The organism is Rhodanobacter sp. C03 (genome assembly GCF_002001175.1).
GTDB lineage: Bacteria > Pseudomonadota > Gammaproteobacteria > Xanthomonadales > Rhodanobacteraceae > Rhodanobacter.
Genome location: NZ_MUNT01000007.1, coordinates 1 through 18,834 on the forward strand (window position 1 = coordinate 1; position 18,834 = coordinate 18,834).

General features: G+C 59.4%; 13 protein-coding genes and 1 pseudogene. 11 read left to right on the top strand and 3 right to left on the bottom strand.

Features of this window, described 5'->3' with window-relative positions; translation table 11 throughout:
* The first annotated feature begins 144 nt into the window (after positions 1-144).
* Genes B0E48_RS17565 through B0E48_RS17570 form a run of 4 tightly spaced genes read left to right on the top strand, consistent with a single transcriptional unit; the run spans position 145 to position 7,026 of the window.
* Positions 145-1,773: a hypothetical protein gene (locus B0E48_RS17565; protein ID WP_139350271.1), complete on the top strand. Its 1,629-nt coding sequence runs from the start codon at positions 145-147 to the stop codon at positions 1,771-1,773.
* A gap of 56 nt (positions 1,774-1,829) precedes the next feature.
* Positions 1,830-5,603 carry a hypothetical protein gene (locus B0E48_RS12265; protein WP_139350272.1) on the top strand — a complete coding sequence of 1,258 codons (3,774 nt, stop codon included), beginning with the start codon at positions 1,830-1,832 and terminating at the stop codon, positions 5,601-5,603.
* Positions 5,600-6,634 carry an RHS repeat-associated core domain-containing protein gene (locus B0E48_RS12270; protein ID WP_168170351.1) on the top strand — a complete coding sequence of 345 codons (1,035 nt, stop codon included), beginning with the start codon at positions 5,600-5,602 and terminating at the stop codon, positions 6,632-6,634. The genes B0E48_RS12265 and B0E48_RS12270 overlap by 4 nt, the downstream gene beginning before the upstream one ends.
* Positions 6,631-7,026: a hypothetical protein gene (locus tag B0E48_RS17570; protein WP_139350274.1), complete on the top strand. Its 396-nt coding sequence runs from the start codon at positions 6,631-6,633 to the stop codon at positions 7,024-7,026. Before B0E48_RS12270 ends, B0E48_RS17570 begins: the two co-directional genes overlap by 4 nt.
* Before the next feature lie 901 nt (positions 7,027-7,927).
* Here the strand turns inward: B0E48_RS17570 and B0E48_RS12275 are convergent.
* Positions 7,928-9,137 (bottom strand): annotated as a pseudogene (locus tag B0E48_RS12275) (IS4 family transposase).
* 213 nt (positions 9,138-9,350) lie between these two features.
* Positions 9,351-9,533: a hypothetical protein gene (locus tag B0E48_RS12280; protein ID WP_139350275.1), complete on the bottom strand. Its 183-nt coding sequence runs from the start codon at positions 9,531-9,533 to the stop codon at positions 9,351-9,353.
* A gap of 413 nt (positions 9,534-9,946) precedes the next feature.
* Between B0E48_RS12280 and B0E48_RS12285 the strand changes: the two genes are divergently transcribed.
* The 6 genes from B0E48_RS12285 (at position 9,947) to B0E48_RS12310 (ending at position 15,062) form a co-directional block, all read left to right on the top strand.
* Complete coding sequence (locus B0E48_RS12285; protein WP_077518446.1) at positions 9,947-10,462, top strand: DUF3016 domain-containing protein; 516 nt, start codon at positions 9,947-9,949, stop codon at positions 10,460-10,462.
* Positions 10,463-10,708: 246 nt separating this feature from the next.
* On the top strand, positions 10,709-11,368 hold the full coding sequence (locus tag B0E48_RS12290) for a thiopurine S-methyltransferase (RefSeq protein WP_077518447.1): 660 nt from the start codon (positions 10,709-10,711) through the stop codon (positions 11,366-11,368).
* Positions 11,369-11,439: 71 nt separating this feature from the next.
* Entirely contained in the window at positions 11,440-11,811 is a 372-nt protein-coding gene (locus tag B0E48_RS12295; RefSeq protein WP_077518448.1) for an ASCH domain-containing protein, read from the top strand.
* A 294-nt stretch (positions 11,812-12,105) separates the two neighbouring features.
* A complete protein-coding gene (locus tag B0E48_RS12300; protein ID WP_168170352.1) occupies positions 12,106-13,569 on the top strand; it encodes a hemopexin repeat-containing protein in 1,464 nt (487 codons plus the stop codon).
* A gap of 298 nt (positions 13,570-13,867) precedes the next feature.
* Positions 13,868-14,257, top strand: a complete 390-nt coding sequence (locus B0E48_RS12305) for a GFA family protein (protein ID WP_077518450.1) — start codon at positions 13,868-13,870, stop codon at positions 14,255-14,257.
* Between the two features lie 202 nt (positions 14,258-14,459).
* Positions 14,460-15,062, top strand: coding sequence for an OmpH family outer membrane protein (locus B0E48_RS12310; protein ID WP_077518451.1), 603 nt, complete (start codon positions 14,460-14,462; stop codon positions 15,060-15,062).
* A 65-nt stretch (positions 15,063-15,127) separates the two neighbouring features.
* Here the strand turns inward: B0E48_RS12310 and B0E48_RS12315 are convergent, their stop codons facing one another.
* On the bottom strand, positions 15,128-15,349 hold the full coding sequence (locus B0E48_RS12315; RefSeq protein WP_077518452.1) for a hypothetical protein: 222 nt from the start codon (positions 15,347-15,349) through the stop codon (positions 15,128-15,130).
* A gap of 508 nt (positions 15,350-15,857) precedes the next feature.
* Between B0E48_RS12315 and B0E48_RS12320 the strand changes: the two genes are divergently transcribed.
* Positions 15,858-18,800, top strand: a complete 2,943-nt coding sequence (locus B0E48_RS12320; protein WP_077518453.1) for a TonB-dependent receptor — start codon at positions 15,858-15,860, stop codon at positions 18,798-18,800.
* Positions 18,801-18,834 lie beyond the last annotated feature (34 nt).

An 18,834-nucleotide genomic window follows, 5' to 3' on the forward strand; every position in this document is an offset into this window, starting at 1 on the left:
TCACGCCGTGTCGGCTTCTTCTTGGACTCGAAACTCAGCGAGGCAAAGGAACGCTGCTTCATCGGCGATGGGCTTCCTGGGAACGGCTGGCTATGATGCCGCAGACGGGAAATAAATCAGAGTGTCCCTAATGGCAGCTTGCCCTTGTCCATTGGTAGGACGTTCCGCGTAGATGCTCAAATAGCTGACCAGCAAGGTCGAACAAAAGCTCCCAATGCGGTATTCGGTGCGTATTGGGATCTCGATGTGCCCTACATGGTCGGTACGTTCGATGCCATCCGTGGATGGGTAAGCGCGGCTCAGCCCGGTGTTAATGGTCTCACTGCGAGCGATACGTTGAAGCGATGCTCAGAAGGTGGCAGCGGGCCGCCTGGTACGTTGGGCATCGGGCAATTCAACTTGATTTTTTATAATACATACCATTTCTTCTCAGGAATAAACATCAATATTCCAGGTAGTGGCATGCAAGAGGAGCTCATATTCCCCGGTAATTTGGTTAGTGAGAATATCGGTGGCAACACGTATTTTTACAAAACAAAGAATAACTGGATGGTGAGCTGTCTGGGCTCCATTCAAAATGGGTCAGGAGAGGGATTTGTAGTAAAGCTACCTGACGGCCGAACCTACAATTTTGATTGGATGGTCAGCCAACCCTATCCATATATTTTTGACGATACGTGCGGTACATCCATAAATATACTTACGTCGCCCGAGGCGTTCTCGTCTCCTGTGAGTGAGCAATGCACTGCGGGATATTCGCTCCCTAGGGCTCAGGTTTTTTTGTATGCGACAAAAGCCACTGATCGATTTGGAAATACAGTAACTTATACTTATGATCCGAGTAATCCGGGACATCTACTCCAAGTCAGTTCGAGTGACGGTGGGCTAATTAGCGTTGCGTATGGATCGAATGGCCTTGCGTCTACTATAACTGCGGGATCAAGGCAGTGGACTTATGGCTACGACAGTGCATCGAATGCGATTACGTCTGTAACGTTGCCTGATGGAAGTAGTTGGTCCATGAATTACGGCCAAAATACCGTGGGAGTAACTCAATATCTGTCAAAGGCGGTATGGCTTGGCTGTCACATCAATATTGGTACCGAGACCACAGACGTGGCACCCGGACCCAATGATACGAACACCGTGACGATGACTCATCCGTCGGGTGCAGTGGGTACCTTCGAATTTCGGAAGATCCTGCATGGAACGCGTGAGGCGGAACCAACTTGTGCGATAGAGCCGTTGAGCGCTTCCGCACCATGGAATACAAGCACGTTGATTGAAGTCCCTAGTGACTACCAAACGGCATCACTGGTGAGCAAAACCCTAACCATACCGGGCGCGTTGACGCAGCAATGGACGTATCAATATCACCCTGGCTGGGTCCCACCGCTGCAGTCAGTAACAACCGTGACTGATTCAGCTCAAACCGTGAGGAAATATACCTACGGCAGTGATCGCGCTTTGAATTTCGGAGAATTGCTTCAGGAAACGGACAGCACCCCCTCGGGGTTGCTTCGTACCGTGACCTATCAATATCTGAATTCCGCCGTGGGACAAAACTTCGCTGACTCGGCGGGGCTCCCACTAGCGTTGAATACGGGTTGGGAATCGGGATTCCATGATCTGAACCGCCCCTTGTACAGCACGACGATTACCCAGCAAGGCAAGTCTTTCAGCAAGACGATCGATACGGGCTGCCCATCGGCAGGGGTTTATTGCTTCGATAGCTTGGTCCGCCCCACGCGCGTGATTCGCAGTAGCCAGTGAATCGCCGCGTTGTGAGATTCGTGTGCAAGTCGATTGAGCAATTCCAGGGGCGGGCGATGAGTCGAAAGCTAGGGGTATGTTTTGTCATTCTGTCTATCGTGGTTAATGCAAACGTGCACAGCCAGACGGTAAGTCGTGTGGACACGATCGAATACTCGGATAATCTTTCGGCCTGGGTATTGGGACAAGTGAGTCGTACCACCACCAATGGCGTGGAGGTATCTCGCACCTCGTACGACCCCGTTACCGCGTTGCCCATCGTGACCTACAATTTTGGGGAATTGAAGCAGTCTTTTACGTACAACGCCGATGGCACGGTCGCCTCCGTTAGCGACGGCAACAGCAACATCACTGGCCTTCAGAACTACATGCGCGGACTCCCGCAGGAGATTGATTTTCCGGCCACACCGGATCAGCCCGCGGGAACCAAAGTCACGATCAGCGTGGACAATCTTGGTCAGGTCCAATGGGTCGTCGACGCGAGGGGTGCCAAGACGTGTTACGGCTACGATGCCATGGGCCGCGTCAATCTGATTCAGTACCCCTCCGAGACAGTCGTTGGCCAATGCGGTGGTTCGTGGAACCAGACGCAGATCTCGTTTAGCTCCAATTATCCGGCTGCCGACGGGTTGCCGGCAGGGCAATGGCGTCAGAGGGCGACGACCGGAAACCTGATGACGGAGACCTTATACGACGGTTTGTGGCGACCCGTTGTCCAGCAGAGCTACGACGTGACCAACGTCAATGCGACGATCAGCCAGGTGGTCACCCGCTACGATTTGGACAGCAATCCCACGTTCGTCTCCTATCCGCAGCGCACGGTCGACTCAGCAGTCACAAATACCTGGGCTGATCCGACGCAGGCGCCCAATGCCCTGGGCACGACGACCGTCTACGATGCGCTGGACCGAGTGACCTCGGCAACGCAGAGCGCGGAGTCTGGAGTCCAGGTCAAAACGACGACCAGCTATCTACCCGGATTCAAGACCCAAATCACCGATCCCAATAACAACGTCACAACGATCAGCTACCTGACGTACGACCAGCCCACAACCGACTGGCCGATGCTCATCAGCGCACCCGCGGGCGTCACCCAGACCATCGCTCGCGATGTCTTCGGCAGTCCCACATCGATCAATCAGTCGGGCCTTTACAACGGTACCGAGAACGATTCGGTCACCAAGACGATGGTCTATGACATCTACCATCGGTTGTGCCGCACAACGGAGCCCGAAAGCGGAGATTCGTCCATTTCGTATGATGGCGCCGACAATATTCGACTGACCGCTCAAGGCTTGGCGCTGACCGAATCTGGCTGCGCGCGCGATCAGGTGCCCAGCGCGACAACGACGGTATTCACCTACGATGCGATGAATCGGGTGAAGACGATCACGCCTCCGACGGGGGCGCAAAGCAGCCAATATACCTATGACGCCGCGGGCAATGTGACGTGGTTGAATTCCGGAAACAGTGTCTGGAATGGCGTCTACAACTATCGCAACATGTTGACCGGTGAGAGTTTGAACCAGGTGGGGCAGGTTCAGGTCTCCATGGGTTACGCCTATGACACAAACGGTCACCTGACGCTCCTTCAGTACCCAGGAGGTGAGCAGGTGAGTTATGCCCCGGATCCGCGGGGACAGCCCACCCTGGTCGCCACGAATAACACCTCCGGCGCTCCCAGCGGTTTCTATGCGAGCTCCGTGAGCTATTTCCCCAATCAGCAGGTCGCCTCCTTCCTGTTTGCCAACGGGAGTGCCTATGTCGCCGATCAAAACGCGCGGCAGTTGCTGAGCGACTTCAGCTACGCCACCGGGACCGGCGCACTCAACGTGAGCGAAAGTTACACCTACGACTCCGACGCCAACATTGCTCATGAAGTCGATTTGGCCAATGCGGGAACGTCGCGCAGCAAATACTACGCCTACGACGGACTCAACCGACTGACCGAAGCCGATGCGGCCGGGCTGTGGGGATCCAGCAAATACACGTACGACGCTTTGAACAACCTGCGTACGGTGATCAAAAATGGCGTGACATCGACCTACACTTATGACCCCACCAATCGCTTGAGCAGTATCAGCGGGGGTGTCACCGCCAGCTTCCAGTACGACACGCGGCGCAATGTCAGTAACAAGAACGGGGTGACTTATACCTTCGATCAGAAGGACCAGCTCACCCAGATCCAGGGCCTGGACAGTTTCTTGTACGACGGCAATGGGCGGCGGACGATCAAGACATCCAGTAGCGGCGACACCGTGTTTTCGTTTTACAACCACAGCGGTCAGCTCATGTACCAGAGCGACGCGGGGAGTAGCACGGCGACCAACTACATCTACCTGGGTACCAAGCTGATTGCCAAGAATGCCAATGAGCAGTTGGCCGCACCGGGCGCGATCACGTTTGACAGCAACCCCAACAACGGCAACTACACGGTCAGCTGGGGAGCGACAGCAAGGGCGACGTCCTACGTGCTGGAAGAGAGTGCCAACGGCGGGGCGTGGACGGTGGTTAATTCCGGAAGTGGCACCAGCGTTGCGTTCACCAATAAGGGTAGTGGCGGCTACGTCTATCAAGTGCAGGGCTGCGACAACGCCAACCATACCTGCAGCCCTTGGACGACCTCGGCCACGCTGGGGGTGACGCCGTCGCTGCCGACGGTGACGGTACCCACAGGTACCATCAATGGCTCCTATAGCGTCAGCTGGACGGCGCCCGCAGGCGCGACCAGTTACGCCGTGCAGGAAAGTTTGAATGGTGGTGCATGGACGACGATCGCCAGCAATACGACGGCCACCTCGATCAGCCGGCCGGGAACCACCTACGGAACTGACGCGTATCAGGTTTCGGCCAGCAACGCTTACGGTAATCGCGGCTGGACGGCTTCGGCTTTTGTATATGTCCTGCCGCCGCCCGGCACGGTGAGCTTCAGCGCTAACCCCAATAACGGCAACTACACGGTGAGTTGGGGTGCGGTGTCGGCAGCAACCTCTTACACCTTGCAGGAGAGTGTCAACGGCGGGGCATGGACGATGGCATATACCGGCAGCGGCACCAGTGCAGCGATGGTTAACAAGCCCGGTGGTGGCTACGTCTATCAGGTGCAAGCCTGCGAGGGCGGTGACTGCGGGGGTTGGACGGTTTCGGCCACGCTGGGGGTCACGCCAGCACTGCCCACCGGCATCACGGTGCCGAGCAGCCTCACCTTTGCCCCCTTCACGGTGAGCTGGACCGCGCCGACCGGCGCCACCAGTTACACCGTGCAGCAGAGCTTCAACGGCGGGGCCTGGACGACGATCGCCAACGCCATCACGACATCCTCCTACAGCGTGACCAGTGCGCCCGGGGGCACGTACACCTTCCAAGTCTCCGCCAGTAACGCCTATGGCAGCCGCGGCTGGATGGCTTCCGCACCGGTATCGGTGACACAGGTGCCGGCTCCGCCGACGAACCTCGTAGCAAGCAGCAGTGGCGGCAAGATCGTGTTGACCTGGGATGCAATGCAGTGGGCGACCACCTATGCCATCACCGTCTATGGCACCCACGGTTCGTTGGGCGAATACCTTTACAACGTTGCCACGAACAGCTTCAACATGCCCAGCGAGGCACCGGGCACATACTCCTTCACAATCAGTGCCTGCAGCATTGCCGGATGCAGCGCCGCGGTCAGCAATAACGGTGGCCCATTCAACTTTCAGGGGGCGGGCGACGTGGTGTCCCCTGGCAAGGCGATTGCCAGCAAAGTACGCTCAGTTTTAGGTATGGACAGCGGCAGCAGCGAGGGGTGCAGCGCGACACAATGCACGGCCGTGGCAGGGGGCAGCCCATGAGCACGCGGACCAGAAAGTGGCAGCTGCGATGGGGCATGGTGATGTGCATGCTGATGGCCGGCGTGGCGCATGCCAGTGGTGGCTCGGTGACTTACGTCTACACCGATCCGCAGGGCACGCCGCTGGCGGAGGCTGACGCGAACGGCAATATCACGGCGACCTACGACTACATGCCGTATGGCAGTCAGGCGCTCGGTACGGCGCCGAACGGGCCGGGGTATACGGGGCATGTGAACGATCCGGATACTGGGCTCGTCTATATGCAGGCACGCTATTACGATCCGAGTGTGGGGCGCTTTCTCAGTACTGATCCGGTCACGCCAACAGCAGGCAATGCGTTTAACTTCAGCCGCTACGCGTATGCCAACAACAATCCGATCGTAAATACCGATCCAGATGGACGCCAGGATGCGGCTTTGGAAGAGCAGTCCCCGCAGCCGCCGCCCAGCTTATTGGAAAGTGTCAAAAACCGAGTAACGAATCTTGCGTATCAAATAGCCAGCGATGGGAAAACCCTTAGCGGAGCGAATCTAAATGCAACTGCGGGTGATTTCACTGGAGCCCTAGTTAGAACGGTAGCGATGGCTTCGCCTTTAGCCTTAGAGGGTGGAGCGGCGCGTTTCGCTATGGCCGGTTCAGAGACTGCCTTCTCCAGTAGCGAGCTGAGATTTTCCCAGACAACGGCCAGCCCCTTCTTTAGCTCTCAAGGAAGTTTTGCTGGCCAATCTATTGCTGATGTGGCGGGACAATTGCGAGCTGGTAGCCTATCGGCTTCTGATGTTCCAGTGCAGACAGTCTCGCTAGGGCGGAATCCATTGATTGTGAACACGCGATCCGCACTTTCTCTGATGCAATCAGGAACACCGCAAAGCGGATGGAGTCTTATCGACATGACCGGCCATGCAGGAACCGAAGCTCAAATAACTCAGCGACTATCTAACAACGGTCTTTCAACGAATGGCACCGATGTTTTGCGCATAACAGGGTCTGGATCGAATACGAGCACCTTGGTGCCTGGACAACCTCAATGATTGATGAATTTTGGAAATTGCCGGTGGCTGCCACTGCGCTTCTGGCCGATCCCACTTTTGTAATCTTACCCATGCGGCAATGTGAAATCTTTTTTTGCATAGAGGGATCTGACGGAGCGCCGGTAAAGATCAGCCTCATTTTTGACGGTGTGGAAGCTTTCAGATGCACTTATCTCACGTCATGCAGTGCGGAAATGTTCAGTAGTGCCTATGGAAAATTAGTGAGCCTGAAAGTGACTCCTTGGCTAATCGAGCTATTGAAAACACATGAGAATTCTAAGCGTCCTTCAAAAGATTTTAAGCATATGATGATTTGCTTTGATGATGGTCCTTGCTATGAATTCATTTGTTTGAGTTTTTCAGTAAACGAAGAGGTCAAAGACATTAAATGAAAGCCGTTCACCGCAGTGGCTTTCAAGTTATAGGGTGCGCTGGGAATAGAAAGGGAAGTCGATGCGCGTTGCGTAAAGCTTGAGGGATGTTGATTTCCGCCGAGAACTGAGCCGGGTTTTTCATCGAAAAGTGAGCCACCCGTTGGTGCTGCAGGTTAGCTTAGATCGGGGTTGAGGTTGAGGTCTTGGCCTCCTTTCTGAAGTCCGTGTCATGGTGCCTGAACCGGTAGCTGTCGCTGCCGGTTTCCATGATGCGATAGCGATGCGTGAGTCGATCAGCGACCAAACAGGGGTCAGTGTGCATTTTCTGACGGAGGCGAGAGACGGCATCTGACCAGCTGGATCGGGGATAGTCCACTCTGACCCTTTTGCTTGGTAGAGCGCGAGAAATGCCCAAGCACTAGCTCTTCCGTCGCTATCTATCGACAGGGGAATGGTCAACACTGCGCCGTACTACGATGATGGATACGGCTATACATGTGCTTCTCTGCAAGCGCCAGTTTCGCAAGTAGCGCACTGATCGCCGGCGTGGGTATGGCCACACTCGGGGACCAAACAGGGGTCAGTGTGCACTTTCTGACGGAGGCGAGAGACGGCATCTGACCAGCTGGATCGGGGGATAGTCCACTCTGACCCTTTTGCTTGGTAGAGCGCGAGAAATGCCCAAGCACAAGCTCTCCCGTCGCTATCTATCGAACAGGGGAATGGTCAACACTGCGCCGTACTACGATGATGGATACGGCTATACATGTGCTTCTCTGCAACCGCCAGTTTCGCAAGTAGCGCACTGATCGCCGGCGTGGGTATCGCCACACTCGGGCGTGTACGCGGGCATCGCAACGAATGGCTGTTTGCCTCGATCCTGTGAAACCGGGACGGAGGCTGAGGTTTCCCCACGTTTTCATGCGGCCACAGCCATCTGATCGAGCAGTGCCGGAGACGGCTTTCGTATTTGCTCCATGAGTTCTTCAAGCCTGGCATTCGACCATCGTCTCACTAGCGCCTCACGGCCGAGCCGCACGATCGAGTACAGCCGTCGCCTGGATCGAAACGGCATCAGCCATTGATCGATGCCTGCGGTTTCGCAAGCCATACCGACCAGCCAACTGGCGAAGGCCGCCATCGTGTGGAGTAACAGCAACACCTCGATGCGCTTGCGCTTGCGGGTCAAGCTGTCCTCAAAGGCATGACCGTAGCGGTGCGATTTGAGGTCCCGGAAGGACAGTTCGATCTGCATGCGTCGCGCATACAACGCGACCATCTGCCGGGCGCTCAAGTGACTCAGTGTCGGTGAAGCGACGAGGAGCCATGGCTCCCGCTCACGCGCCGCGTTCTGCTTGCTCTTCTTGGTGCGCGAGGGCACGCCCTGACGATTGCGTTGCTTGCGTCCCTTCGGTGGCTTGGCATGCACTACCACGCGGCAGCGCCAGGGCTTCGCGCGCACCGTATCCATCAGCCCCAAGTCGCGTGGCGCGGCGACGGCCAACTCATAGAGCGCCCGACACGGTACCGACGCATCCGGCGTATCCACTGTATCGACAGGCTTGACCAGCGTGCGGTGGCGCAGACGGCCAAGCCAGTACCAACCCATCGCTTCGACGGCACGGAACCATGGCGCGCGAAAGCCGGCATCGGTGACCAGGATCGGCTGTACATCATCAGGAATCAGCGTCGCCAACCGTTGCATGAACTGCTTCTCTGCCGCCGGCGAACCCTGTTGTCCGTCGGGGAAGACCATGTCCAATATCGTCAGGGTGCGACCACCGACGGGAACCGCCGCGCGTAAAAGATGCCAGCGCTGATCGGCCTTCAGATTGCACCAGTCCAGCACGATGACCGGATGCGGGCCGCGCAGCAGCCAGCGCGCCATGGCCGCATGCAGATGTTCACGCTCCGCGTGCAGATGCGGGTTGCCCAGCAGTCGATCAAGCGCCTTCAGCGGCGCACGGATACGCTCTGCCTCAGGCCATGCGCGGGCGACGTCGATCAGGGTCAGGCGTCGGCCGTGGATCAACGCTTCCACGGCGCGCAACAACACGCGACGGCGCAGCGCATGCATCGGCTGCAGTGCATCGCCCAGGCACTTTTTGCAATACTTTGGTCGCGCGCATGGTGTGGTCTCCTCTGGCTTCGTAACCCGTGAGGAATGACCGCATCATGCGCGCACCGTTCCTTCAGTCCGCACGCAAGGCGTTGATTGAGCGAGGAGATTCGTGGGGAAACCTCAGGGACGGAGGAAGTTAAGCGTCGGAGCTTGCGCTTGTCCGCAGTGAGCCAAGGCATGCTGGGATACGAAGCAGTGTCAGGTTCACTTTGCTTGTTCCTCAAGCTGCCTGCGCGGGTTTCTCAGGAGCCTCCCAAGACTCTAGAAGCGCGTTGCATTCAGCGATTGTCATCTCGGCCAGGAAGGCTTCAGCGTCGGGGCGGTTGTCGAACCGCATGACGGGCTCGTTGAACTCGGTGTCGAATACAACGAAACGATTGGCGATCGGTCGTACATCGAGCATGGCGTGATCCATGTGGTGAACGAGCGCTCCGATGTCGTCGCTCCAGCTGACTCACGAAGCGGCCATAGTCTCGCGCGTTTTGATGGGGAATGCATCTGAGAGGCGCGATTCCCCTTTCAGGGATGCATCTCATGAGCGGAAAACGGGACGGAGGAAGTTAAGCGTCGGAGCTTGCGCTTGTTCGCGATGAGCCAAGGCATGCTGCGATACGAAGCAGTGTCAGGTTCATTCAACAAAGGTGTCTGAAACAAAGGTGGGGAATGAAACAAAGGTGTCAGGGACATTTTCCGCAATGCCCGTCCCACTGCGTACTCCACCTGATAGGGGCGGCGGAAGTTGTGAGGTGGCGGTTTCTGAGCTGCGTTTTTGGCCCGGACGTATACTGAACTCTGTTCCTTTCCGGGAGGTCTGCCATGAAATCTTCCCTGCTTGTGCGTCTGCTGTGCACTGCCTGCATGACCCTCGCTTTCGTCACGGCGCAGGCGGCGACACCACCGGGCAACGTCGAGGTCCGTTACAAGGATCCGCAGCACTTCACCGAGGCCACGCGCAGCTCCGGGCCGCATCTGATCGACACCAGTGCATATCTGAAACCGCTCGAGGACTACATCGCCCAGCGTGCCTCGCGCATCCTGGCACCAGGCCAGCGGCTGGACATCGAGGTGACCGATGTGGCCCGTGCTGGCGAATACGAGCCATGGCGCGGACCCCGTTTCAACGATGTGCGCATCATCAAGGACATGTATCCGCCGCGCATCGATCTGGACTTCACCTTGTACGGTGCAGACGGCAAAGTGCTGCGCGAGGGCAGCCGCAAGCTGCGTAATCCGGCCTTTCTCAACCAGATTTCTGCTGCCGATCAGGACCCGCTGCGTTACGAGAAATCTCTGGTCAACGACTGGCTGCGCAAGGGCACCGGGAAGCTCTGAGGGTCGGTAGCGGGACGGAGGTGGTTACCTGGCGATGACTATTCCCGCGATAAAGGTGGCAGGGTCGAATGGCACTTAACTTAAGCTCGTCATCCTCGCGAAGGCGAGGATCCAGCGACTTTGACGATCAGCGAAATGCCGAAGTCGCTGGATTCCTGCCTGCGCAGGAATGACGAAAAGTGAGGCTTTCGCTTAAGTAAGTGCCATTCGTGTCAGGGTTATTCGCGTGTCAACAGGAGCCACACCATGGACCCCGACTTCTGGCACCAGCGCTGGCGCGAAGGCCGCATCGGTTTCCACCAGGACATGCCGACGCCGTTGCTGCTAGAGCACTGGCCGGCGCTGGAGCTGGTGTCCGGCAGCCAGGTGTTCGTGCCGCTGGCCGGCAAGTCGCAGGACCTGGTCTGGTTGGCGGCGCAGGGCCACCGCGTGCTGGGGGTGGAGCTGTCGCCGTTGGCGGTCGCGCAGTTCTTCGCCGAACACGGACTGACGCCGCAGGTGCATGACTCGCGCTACGGTCGCCACTACCGGGCCGGTGAGATCGAACTGATCTGCGGCGACGTTTTCAGCCTCGACGCCGACGTGCTGGCCGACTGCGCGGCGGTGTACGACCGCGCTGCGCTGATCGCGCTGCCGCCACCGCTGCGCCGTGGCTATGTGGGTGAGCTGCATGCGCTGCTCCCGGTGGGTTGCCGCGGCCTGCTGATCACGCTGGAGTATCCGCCACACGAAAAGCAGGGGCCGCCGTTCGACGTACCGGAAGCCGAGGTGCGCGAGCTGTATGACCGTGACTGGCGTGTGGAAACCCTGGAGCGCAGCGATATCCTCGCGCAGCAGCCGGGTTTCGTCGCCGAAGGAGTGAGTGCGTTGGAGACGGTGGTGTACCAGCTGTCACGGAAGGCGTGAAGCCTGGCGGATCGTTATCTTGAAACCGGTCGGCCCCTTTGCTGTATTCCAGCGGTCACAGGCCCAACCCGATGCTCGCACTTTCCATCGTCAGTCCGAACGGCGCCAACATCGCGGCGGGGCGCAAGACGCTCGAAATCCGCACGTGGCGTCCGCCGCAGTTGCCATTGCGGGATCCGCTGATCATCGAGAACAGGATCTTTCTCACCGGCGAGGATGAAATCGATCCCGCAGGCATCGCGGTCGCCGTGGTGGATATCGAGGAAGTGCACGCCTGGCAGCCGTGGCAACTGGAGGCGGCCTGCACCAGCCAGTGGACGCCGGACCGATGGGCCTGGCATGTCAGCCGGGTGCGGCCGATCGCCGGTGCGTTCCATCTGCCGGCCCAGCGCAAGCTGTATCACGTGGTGGTCAGTGACGCGCTGCTTGCGTGCCTGAACTGATCGGGGATCGTGCTGATCGAGGACCGGGCCACGTTACCTCGCTTGGTGACAATGCAGCTCGCTGCATCCCAAGCAAAAGGCCTAAGTATAAACGCCTAGGAGATAGGCCCTTTGCGGCCGACGGCTAGCGCTTGCGTGTTATGGAGGCCGCCCTGGCGTGGCGCTAGGCTCCGCCATGCGTCGCAGGTCACACGCGCGCTTTTGAAGTGACGTTCGTCCTTCGCATCACCCGATCCGCCACGCCAACGGAGCCTTTGCTCGTGACGGGTCATGCACCCTTCCGGGAGAGCTGCCGTGTACGACTATTTCTTTGCTGGCAATCAATACATCCGCGTCACTCGCGACGACACGGGGCCGGGCGTGGTGGACGCCGGTTATCCGCGGACCATTTCACCCAACTGGGGCTGGGGTTCGTTCGGCGCCAACGGCATCGACGCGGCGCTGTACAGCGGCTCGAAGTGCTATTTCTTCGCAGGCAGCGAATACATCCGGGTGACGCGCGGGGTGACCGGGCCGGGCACGATCGATCCGGGTTACCCGCGGCCGATTGCACCCAACTGGGGTTGGGGCGCGTTTGGCGCCAATGGCATCGATGCGGCGCTGTACAGCAACTCGAAGTGCTATTTCTTTTCGGGCAAGGAATACATTCGCGTGACGCGCGGCGAGACTGGCCCGGGCACTGTGGATGCGGGCTATCCGCGGCCGATCTCGGTGTGGGGTTGGGGCTCGTTCGGTGCCAACGGCATCGATGCTGCGCTGTATAGCGGCTCGCGCTGCTATTTCTTTTCCGGCGACCAGTACATCCGGGTCACGCGCGCCGACGAAGGTGCCGGCACGGTGGATGCCGGCTACCCCAGATCCATTTCGCCGAACTGGGGCTGGGGAAGTTTTGGCAGCGGTGGCATTGGCGCGGCGCTCAACAGTGGCGGCACGTATGCGGCTATCCCGGCGCAAGGCCTGGGCAGCAATTCGAATTACTTCCTGTACAGCCCGGCCAAGCCCGTGTTGGAAGGCGCTGTCAGCAAGGAGAAGATCCGCGTGGGTTCCGGGCTCCCGGTGTTCACCTCGTGCAATCACCTGCGGGGACTCTCAGCGCACATCATCGTGGACACCGACATCACCGGCACCAACGGCTTCGGTTTCCAGATCAACGCGTACTCGGCCAGGGGTGACTACGTCGGTGCGCAGCAGTACGTGGTGCTGCTCATTCCGAACAACAGTTCGCCCAGCCTGACGTGTGTGGTGTGCAACTTTCATGAGAAGCAGGAGCCGTTGATCAACATTCAGCCCAGGCTGGCCAACCTGCCGACCAATACGCTGCCCGCCGGGTACCAGATCATCATCACCTTGTTGAACGACGCGGCCGACAACATCACCGGAGCGACCTATGTGGTGATCGACAACCACGGCCATACCATCGGCAACAAAACCATTTCACTGAGCGATCAGCCCGCTGAGAACCTGGCACCCATCGTCGCCTTCCAGGTCAACTTCGTGGGCGACATCAACGGCGCCACCACCACGCTCGCCTCCGGCGCGGGCACCATGACCTACACCGCCTCCAACCTGATGTCGGTGCTGAACACCGAACCCGCATGCGTGGACTGGACGTTCCGCACGGTGGAAGCGGCCAACAGCATGTACAGCCTGCTGCCCAATACACCGAGCCAAAGCTTTACCCAGTCGTTCGGTTTGAGCGTGGACGGCAAAGTGATCCACCGTGTCGGTGGGGTCGAGCACAAGTTGATGGCCCGATAGTTCGCTCGAAAACATCATCGACACCGCCTTGGCGACATGTCGCCAGTTCCTTGTCGCTCGGCTCTGGAGTTCCTTCGCCGTATTCGCCAACACCCGCTCCAGCGCTGAGCGGCCTGTGAGATGAATGACGGTCGATCACGGACTCCATGATGCCGAGGTGGGGCAGATTCCTGTCGAGGCGTACGAGGCCTGCGGGAATGGTGCAGCCCAACCGCCGTCAACCTCGTCTTGATAGGTGGGGTGTGCCGGTGACGGGGTCAGCTTCATTTATCATGGCCCCAAGTCACGGGAAGCAACCATGATCGAAGGCTCATGCCACTGCGGCGCAGTGCGATGGCAGCTCGACGGCCAGCCCGATGGGGCCACGGCCTGCAACTGCACGCTCTGCCGCCGCTACGGCGCGCTCTGGGCCTACGACTACGTGGACGAAGGCATTCGCGTCACGGGGCACACGCAGGCCTATGTCCGTGGCAAGGCGATCGAGTTCCACTTCTGTCCGGTCTGCGGCTGCATGTTGTGCTGGCGCGGTCTCGAGACGGACGAGGCAGGGCGTCGCCGCACCGCCGTCAATCTGCGCCTGGCCGAACCCGACGCCGTGGCGCAGATTCCCATCGATCATTTCGATGGACTGGACACCTTCGAAGACTTGCCGCGTGATGGCCGCTGCGTCGCCGACTACTGGTTCTAACGGGTCAGAGTCCGTTTCGTGCATCCAGCCAGATCAAGGCGGGGCTCTCCTGCCTTTCCTTCTGCGCCGGCTGCTCGTCTGACTGCACGCCAGCGTCTGGAAGGGATGGCTTAACAGATTGATGGGACGTCCAGCAGGCAGAACTGTCATGCCTGGGCGCGTTCGCTTATCCTCACCTGTTTCAGGAACCCGGATACCCGATATGAATATGCATCGCTCATGTTTCACCGCCGCGCTGATTGTCGCAGCCGGTCTCTCCACTGCTCCGGTGTATTCCGCGCAGGCTGTCGATCCTCTCGTTGGCACTGCCGTGCCGGGCGTGTGCATGCTTTCGCGTGAGGCGGTTTTTGCACAGGCCAAGATCGGGCAGGCGGCGAGCCAGCGGCTGAGCCAGTTGGCGGCCCAGGCCAGGTCGCAGCTGGACGCCCAGGGCAAGCCGCTGCAGGCAGAGGTGCAGAGTTTCCGGCAGAAGGCCGCGTCGTTGAGCGAAACGCAGCGCAATCAGCAGGGTGAAGCCCTGCAGATGCGGTCGCAGGCTCTGCAGGAGCAGGCGGACGAGCTCGATGAGCGTATCAAGCTGACCCGTGCCAAGGCCATGCAGACCATCGGCCAGGATGCACAGCCGATCGCCGCCGACGCCTACAAGAGCCATCACTGCGGGCTGCTGCTGAACCGTGACGCAGTGCTGAGCGGCAACATGACCAACGACCTCACCGGCGAAGTGATCGAGGGCCTGGACCGCAAGGTCAGCACGATCGATTTCAACCTGGAGCCGCTGCCGAGCAAGACCGCCGCCAAGCCGTGAGGTAGACGCGGCCAGGCGAAGCCGGCGCCCTCGCGGAGCGCCGGTCGTGGTCAGCAGCGCTGCACCTATTCGTCCATGCCGATCAGGCTCTCGATGTCGAGTTCGGCGGAGAACAGGCCTCGATCCATCGCTTCGTCGCGGCTCAACGAGGATACGTTCAGCGGCTTGGGTACGAGGCCGATTTTCTTGATCTCGCCGCTCCTGCTCACCTCGTAGCCGGCATGGTCGTACTTGATCTGATAGGTGTAGCGCTTGCCTTGTATACGTCGGTAGGTTGCCTTGCGCATCGCTCTCTTGCTCTTGCCCTGCGGCCTTCGTCAACGGTCAGCGCCAGCATCACGGTTTGTTCGGCGCATTCACTGAAAGTTTTTGCAAGATGCTTGCCAGACTGGCCGGGAGCCTGGGTAGGTGTCGCACATCGGCAACGACAGCGTGGCTCGGGCCATGCTCCAACCGCCCACGACCCCAGCGCGCGGTCATTGCGGTCGGAATCCATACTTTCGGGAATGGGTTGATCGAGCGGCAAAACAACGCGTCCAGACGCCCTCGTATGGCTGCGCTGCGTCAGGAAGTGACCCCCGGCGCGCATGTCGCAGCTGGCGGCCTTGAGTGCCGCCGGCGCGGCCAGTCAGCCGCACATGCACAACCGAAAGCAGGTGCGCACGCGGCATCTTGATCCGCAAGATATCCGTGAGCGTCGTAATGACACGGCGCAGGTATGTGCTTTACATTGCTTAACCATGGAGCTTGGCCGCTGCAAGACGAAGCCGCAATGGATCCTCAAGGGAGATAGCAATGAAGCATCGTTGTCCGTCGTTGGCGTCTGTCACGCGTTCCACTCCGCAGCATTTGCGTCCTTTGGCCGTTGCGTGCACGGCCGCCTTGTTCTTCGTCATGACCACCAGCGCGGTTTCGGCGCAGGAGACGTCGGACCCGGCTCAGGCGAACCCCACGACGACCGAAACGGCGCCGGCCAAACCGATACCTGCCAAGCCAGGCGCGAAGACGCCGGCTGCAGCCAGCAAGAAGCCCAAACCTGCCGCAACGGACCTGAGCACCGTCGTGGTAACCGGCATCAGCAGCAGTATCCAGAGCGCGATGAAGGTGAAGGAGGACTCCAACGACATCGTGGAAGCCTTCTCGGCCGAGGACATCGGCAAGCTGCCGGATGTCAGCATCGCCGATACCCTGGCGCGCTTGCCGGGTCTGGCGACGCAGCGCGTCGACGGCCAGGCCGACCAGATCTCGATTCGTGGCCTGTCGCCCGACTTTGCCGGCACCACGCTCGATGGGCGCGAGCAGGCGACCGTCGGTGAGAACCGTGGCGTCGAATACGATCAATACCCGGCCGAGTTGATCAATAGCGGGACGGTGTACAAGACGCCGGACGCCAGCCTGGTGGGCCAGGGCTTGTCCGGCACGGTGGATCTGCACACGATCAATCCGCTGGATCTGTCCAAGCGCACCCTGGTGTTCAATCTGCGCGGCGAGCACAACAGCGACGGCAACCTCAATCCCGGCACCGGCACCGGCGTCAACGGACACCGGGCGAGCTTTTCGTATGTCGATCAGTTCTTCAACCACACGCTGGGCCTCGCCATTGGCCTCGCCCAGGTCGATCAGCCGATCCAGGAGAAGCAGTACCAGGCCTGGTGGTGGAGCGCCGACAACGGCTCGGCCGGCATCGACCAGAATTGGGGCGGCCCGCACACACCGGGCATGCCCGACAACGTGATTTCGCAGGAAGGCATGCAGTTGCGCGCGCAGTCGCAGGACCAGAAGCGCAACGGCGTGATGACCGTGCTCGAATGGGCGCCGAACGAGTATTACTACTCCAAGCTGGACATGTACTACTCCACGTTCAACAAGAAGAAATTCACCAACGGCGCGCAGTGGTCCAGCAGCCCCTACGACAACGTCTCCTACGACAACGTGGCGACATCACCCGGCCAGCCGTTGCCGATAGTCACCTCGGGCACGGTGAACGGCATCGCGCCGATCCTGCAGAACGAATACACCAAGGAACATGACAAGCTGTATTCGATCGGCTGGAACAACAAGCTCTATATCGACGACTGGACGGCCATGGCCGATCTGTCGTCCTCCAGTGCCACGGTGAAGTTGCACGACGCCTATTTGTTCAGCGGCTTGCCCGATGGCGCCTTCACCAGCGTCGGCTTCAACACCCCGGCCGGCTATGGCTATCCGGATTTCTCGCCGGCGGTCGACCTGAGCAACCCCGCGTCCGTGGTCTTTACCGATCCGGACAACTACGGCTACAACGGTCGTGAAGAGTTCGACCGTCAGATCGACAAGATCCACGCCGTGCGTCTGCAGGTGAGCCACCCGCTGGGGTGGATTTTCAGCAGCATGGATCTCGGCGTGGCCTATTCGGATCGCACCAAGACCAAGCAGGCCGATGTCAACTTCGCCTGGCTGAACGGCAACGGCTCCACGGATACGACATACCAGAACCACTACAGCACGCCGATCAATCCGGCGTTTCTGTACAGCCCGACATCGCTTGGCTATGGCGGGATCCCGGGCATTCTCAATTACAACGTGCTGGGCGCGATGTACAACCAGTTCTACCTGACCGAGGAAAACGGGCAGGGCGACTGGAGTCGCAACTACACGGTCGAGGAAAAGGTTCCGCTCGCCTACGCCAAGTTCGACATCGACACGACGGTGGCCGGCATCCCGTTGCGCGGCAATATGGGCGTGCAGTTCGTGCATACCGATCAATCGTCCAATGCGTTGCAGACCGATGGCAATACCGTCGTCGGCCAGATTGCCGGCGGTGCGTCGTACAACAACGTGCTGCCGAGTTTGAACCTGGCAGCCACGCTCGGCGACGGCCAATACCTGCGATTTGGCCTGGCGAAAACCATGGCGCGCGGTCGCATCGATGACGAGAAGATTTCCAGTTCCGCCTACGTGGCGAAAGTCACCGATGGTCCCGCCGCGGGGCAGGTGCTGTGGTCCGGTAGCGGCGGCAATCCCCTGTTGCGGCCATACGTCGCGGTCGGCGCCGACCTGTCGTGGGAAAAGTATTTCGGGCAGGCGAGTTACGTGGCGGCGGCGGTGTTCCACAAGAACCTGCTGAACTACATCTACACCCAGACCGTCCTCGACTATAACTTTTCGAATTACATCAACACCACGCCGACGCTGACGCCCACCAGCAACATCGGTTCGTTCAGCACGCCGGAAAACGGCACCGGCGGCAAGATGGACGGCCTGGAGCTGTCCGGTTCGCTGGAAGGCGGATTGGTTGCGCATGCGCTGGAAGGCTTTGGCGTGCAGGCCAACTATTCGCTGACCAACAGCTCCATCCCGACCAGCTCCATTTCGGCGATTCCCGGTGGCCCGCACACGTTACCCGGCCTGTCGCGACAAGTGGCGAATCTGACCTTGTTCTACGAACGCTACGGGTTCTCCGTGCGCGTGGCCGAACGCTATCGTTCGTCGTTTACCGGCGAGGCGGTGGCCTTGTTCGATCAGCTCGGTTACACCACGATCCTGGCCAACCGCGAGACCGATCTGCAGTTGGGCTATGCGTTCTCCAGCGGCCGCCTGGACGGGTTGTCGATCCTGTTGCAGGTCAACAACCTGGGCAACTCGGCGGATTCGACGGTGCAGGTCGCCACGCTGCCCAACAACGTGCCGCTGACCCGTCCGCTGGAATACGACACCTGGGGGCGCACCGTGTTGCTGGGCTTCAACTACAAGTTGTAACCCACAAGGCGCCGCACTGCGGCGCCTTTTTTTC

Coding starts and splice junctions, on each gene's coding strand:
- B0E48_RS12280 (WP_139350275.1), bottom strand. CDS start 9,533: ATGCTCGATGTACGACCGATCGCCAATCGTTTCGTTGTATTCGACACC.
- B0E48_RS17570 (WP_139350274.1), top strand. CDS start 6,631: ATGATTGATGAATTTTGGAAATTGCCGGTGGCTGCCACTGCGCTTCTG.
- B0E48_RS12265 (WP_139350272.1), top strand. CDS start 1,830: ATGAGTCGAAAGCTAGGGGTATGTTTTGTCATTCTGTCTATCGTGGTT.
- B0E48_RS12295 (WP_077518448.1), top strand. CDS start 11,440: ATGCTCGCACTTTCCATCGTCAGTCCGAACGGCGCCAACATCGCGGCG.
- B0E48_RS12310 (WP_077518451.1), top strand. CDS start 14,460: ATGAATATGCATCGCTCATGTTTCACCGCCGCGCTGATTGTCGCAGCC.
- B0E48_RS12320 (WP_077518453.1), top strand. CDS start 15,858: ATGAAGCATCGTTGTCCGTCGTTGGCGTCTGTCACGCGTTCCACTCCG.
- B0E48_RS12270 (WP_168170351.1), top strand. CDS start 5,600: ATGAGCACGCGGACCAGAAAGTGGCAGCTGCGATGGGGCATGGTGATG.
- B0E48_RS12315 (WP_077518452.1), bottom strand. CDS start 15,349: ATGCGCAAGGCAACCTACCGACGTATACAAGGCAAGCGCTACACCTAT.
- B0E48_RS12285 (WP_077518446.1), top strand. CDS start 9,947: ATGAAATCTTCCCTGCTTGTGCGTCTGCTGTGCACTGCCTGCATGACC.
- B0E48_RS12305 (WP_077518450.1), top strand. CDS start 13,868: ATGATCGAAGGCTCATGCCACTGCGGCGCAGTGCGATGGCAGCTCGAC.
- B0E48_RS12290 (WP_077518447.1), top strand. CDS start 10,709: ATGGACCCCGACTTCTGGCACCAGCGCTGGCGCGAAGGCCGCATCGGT.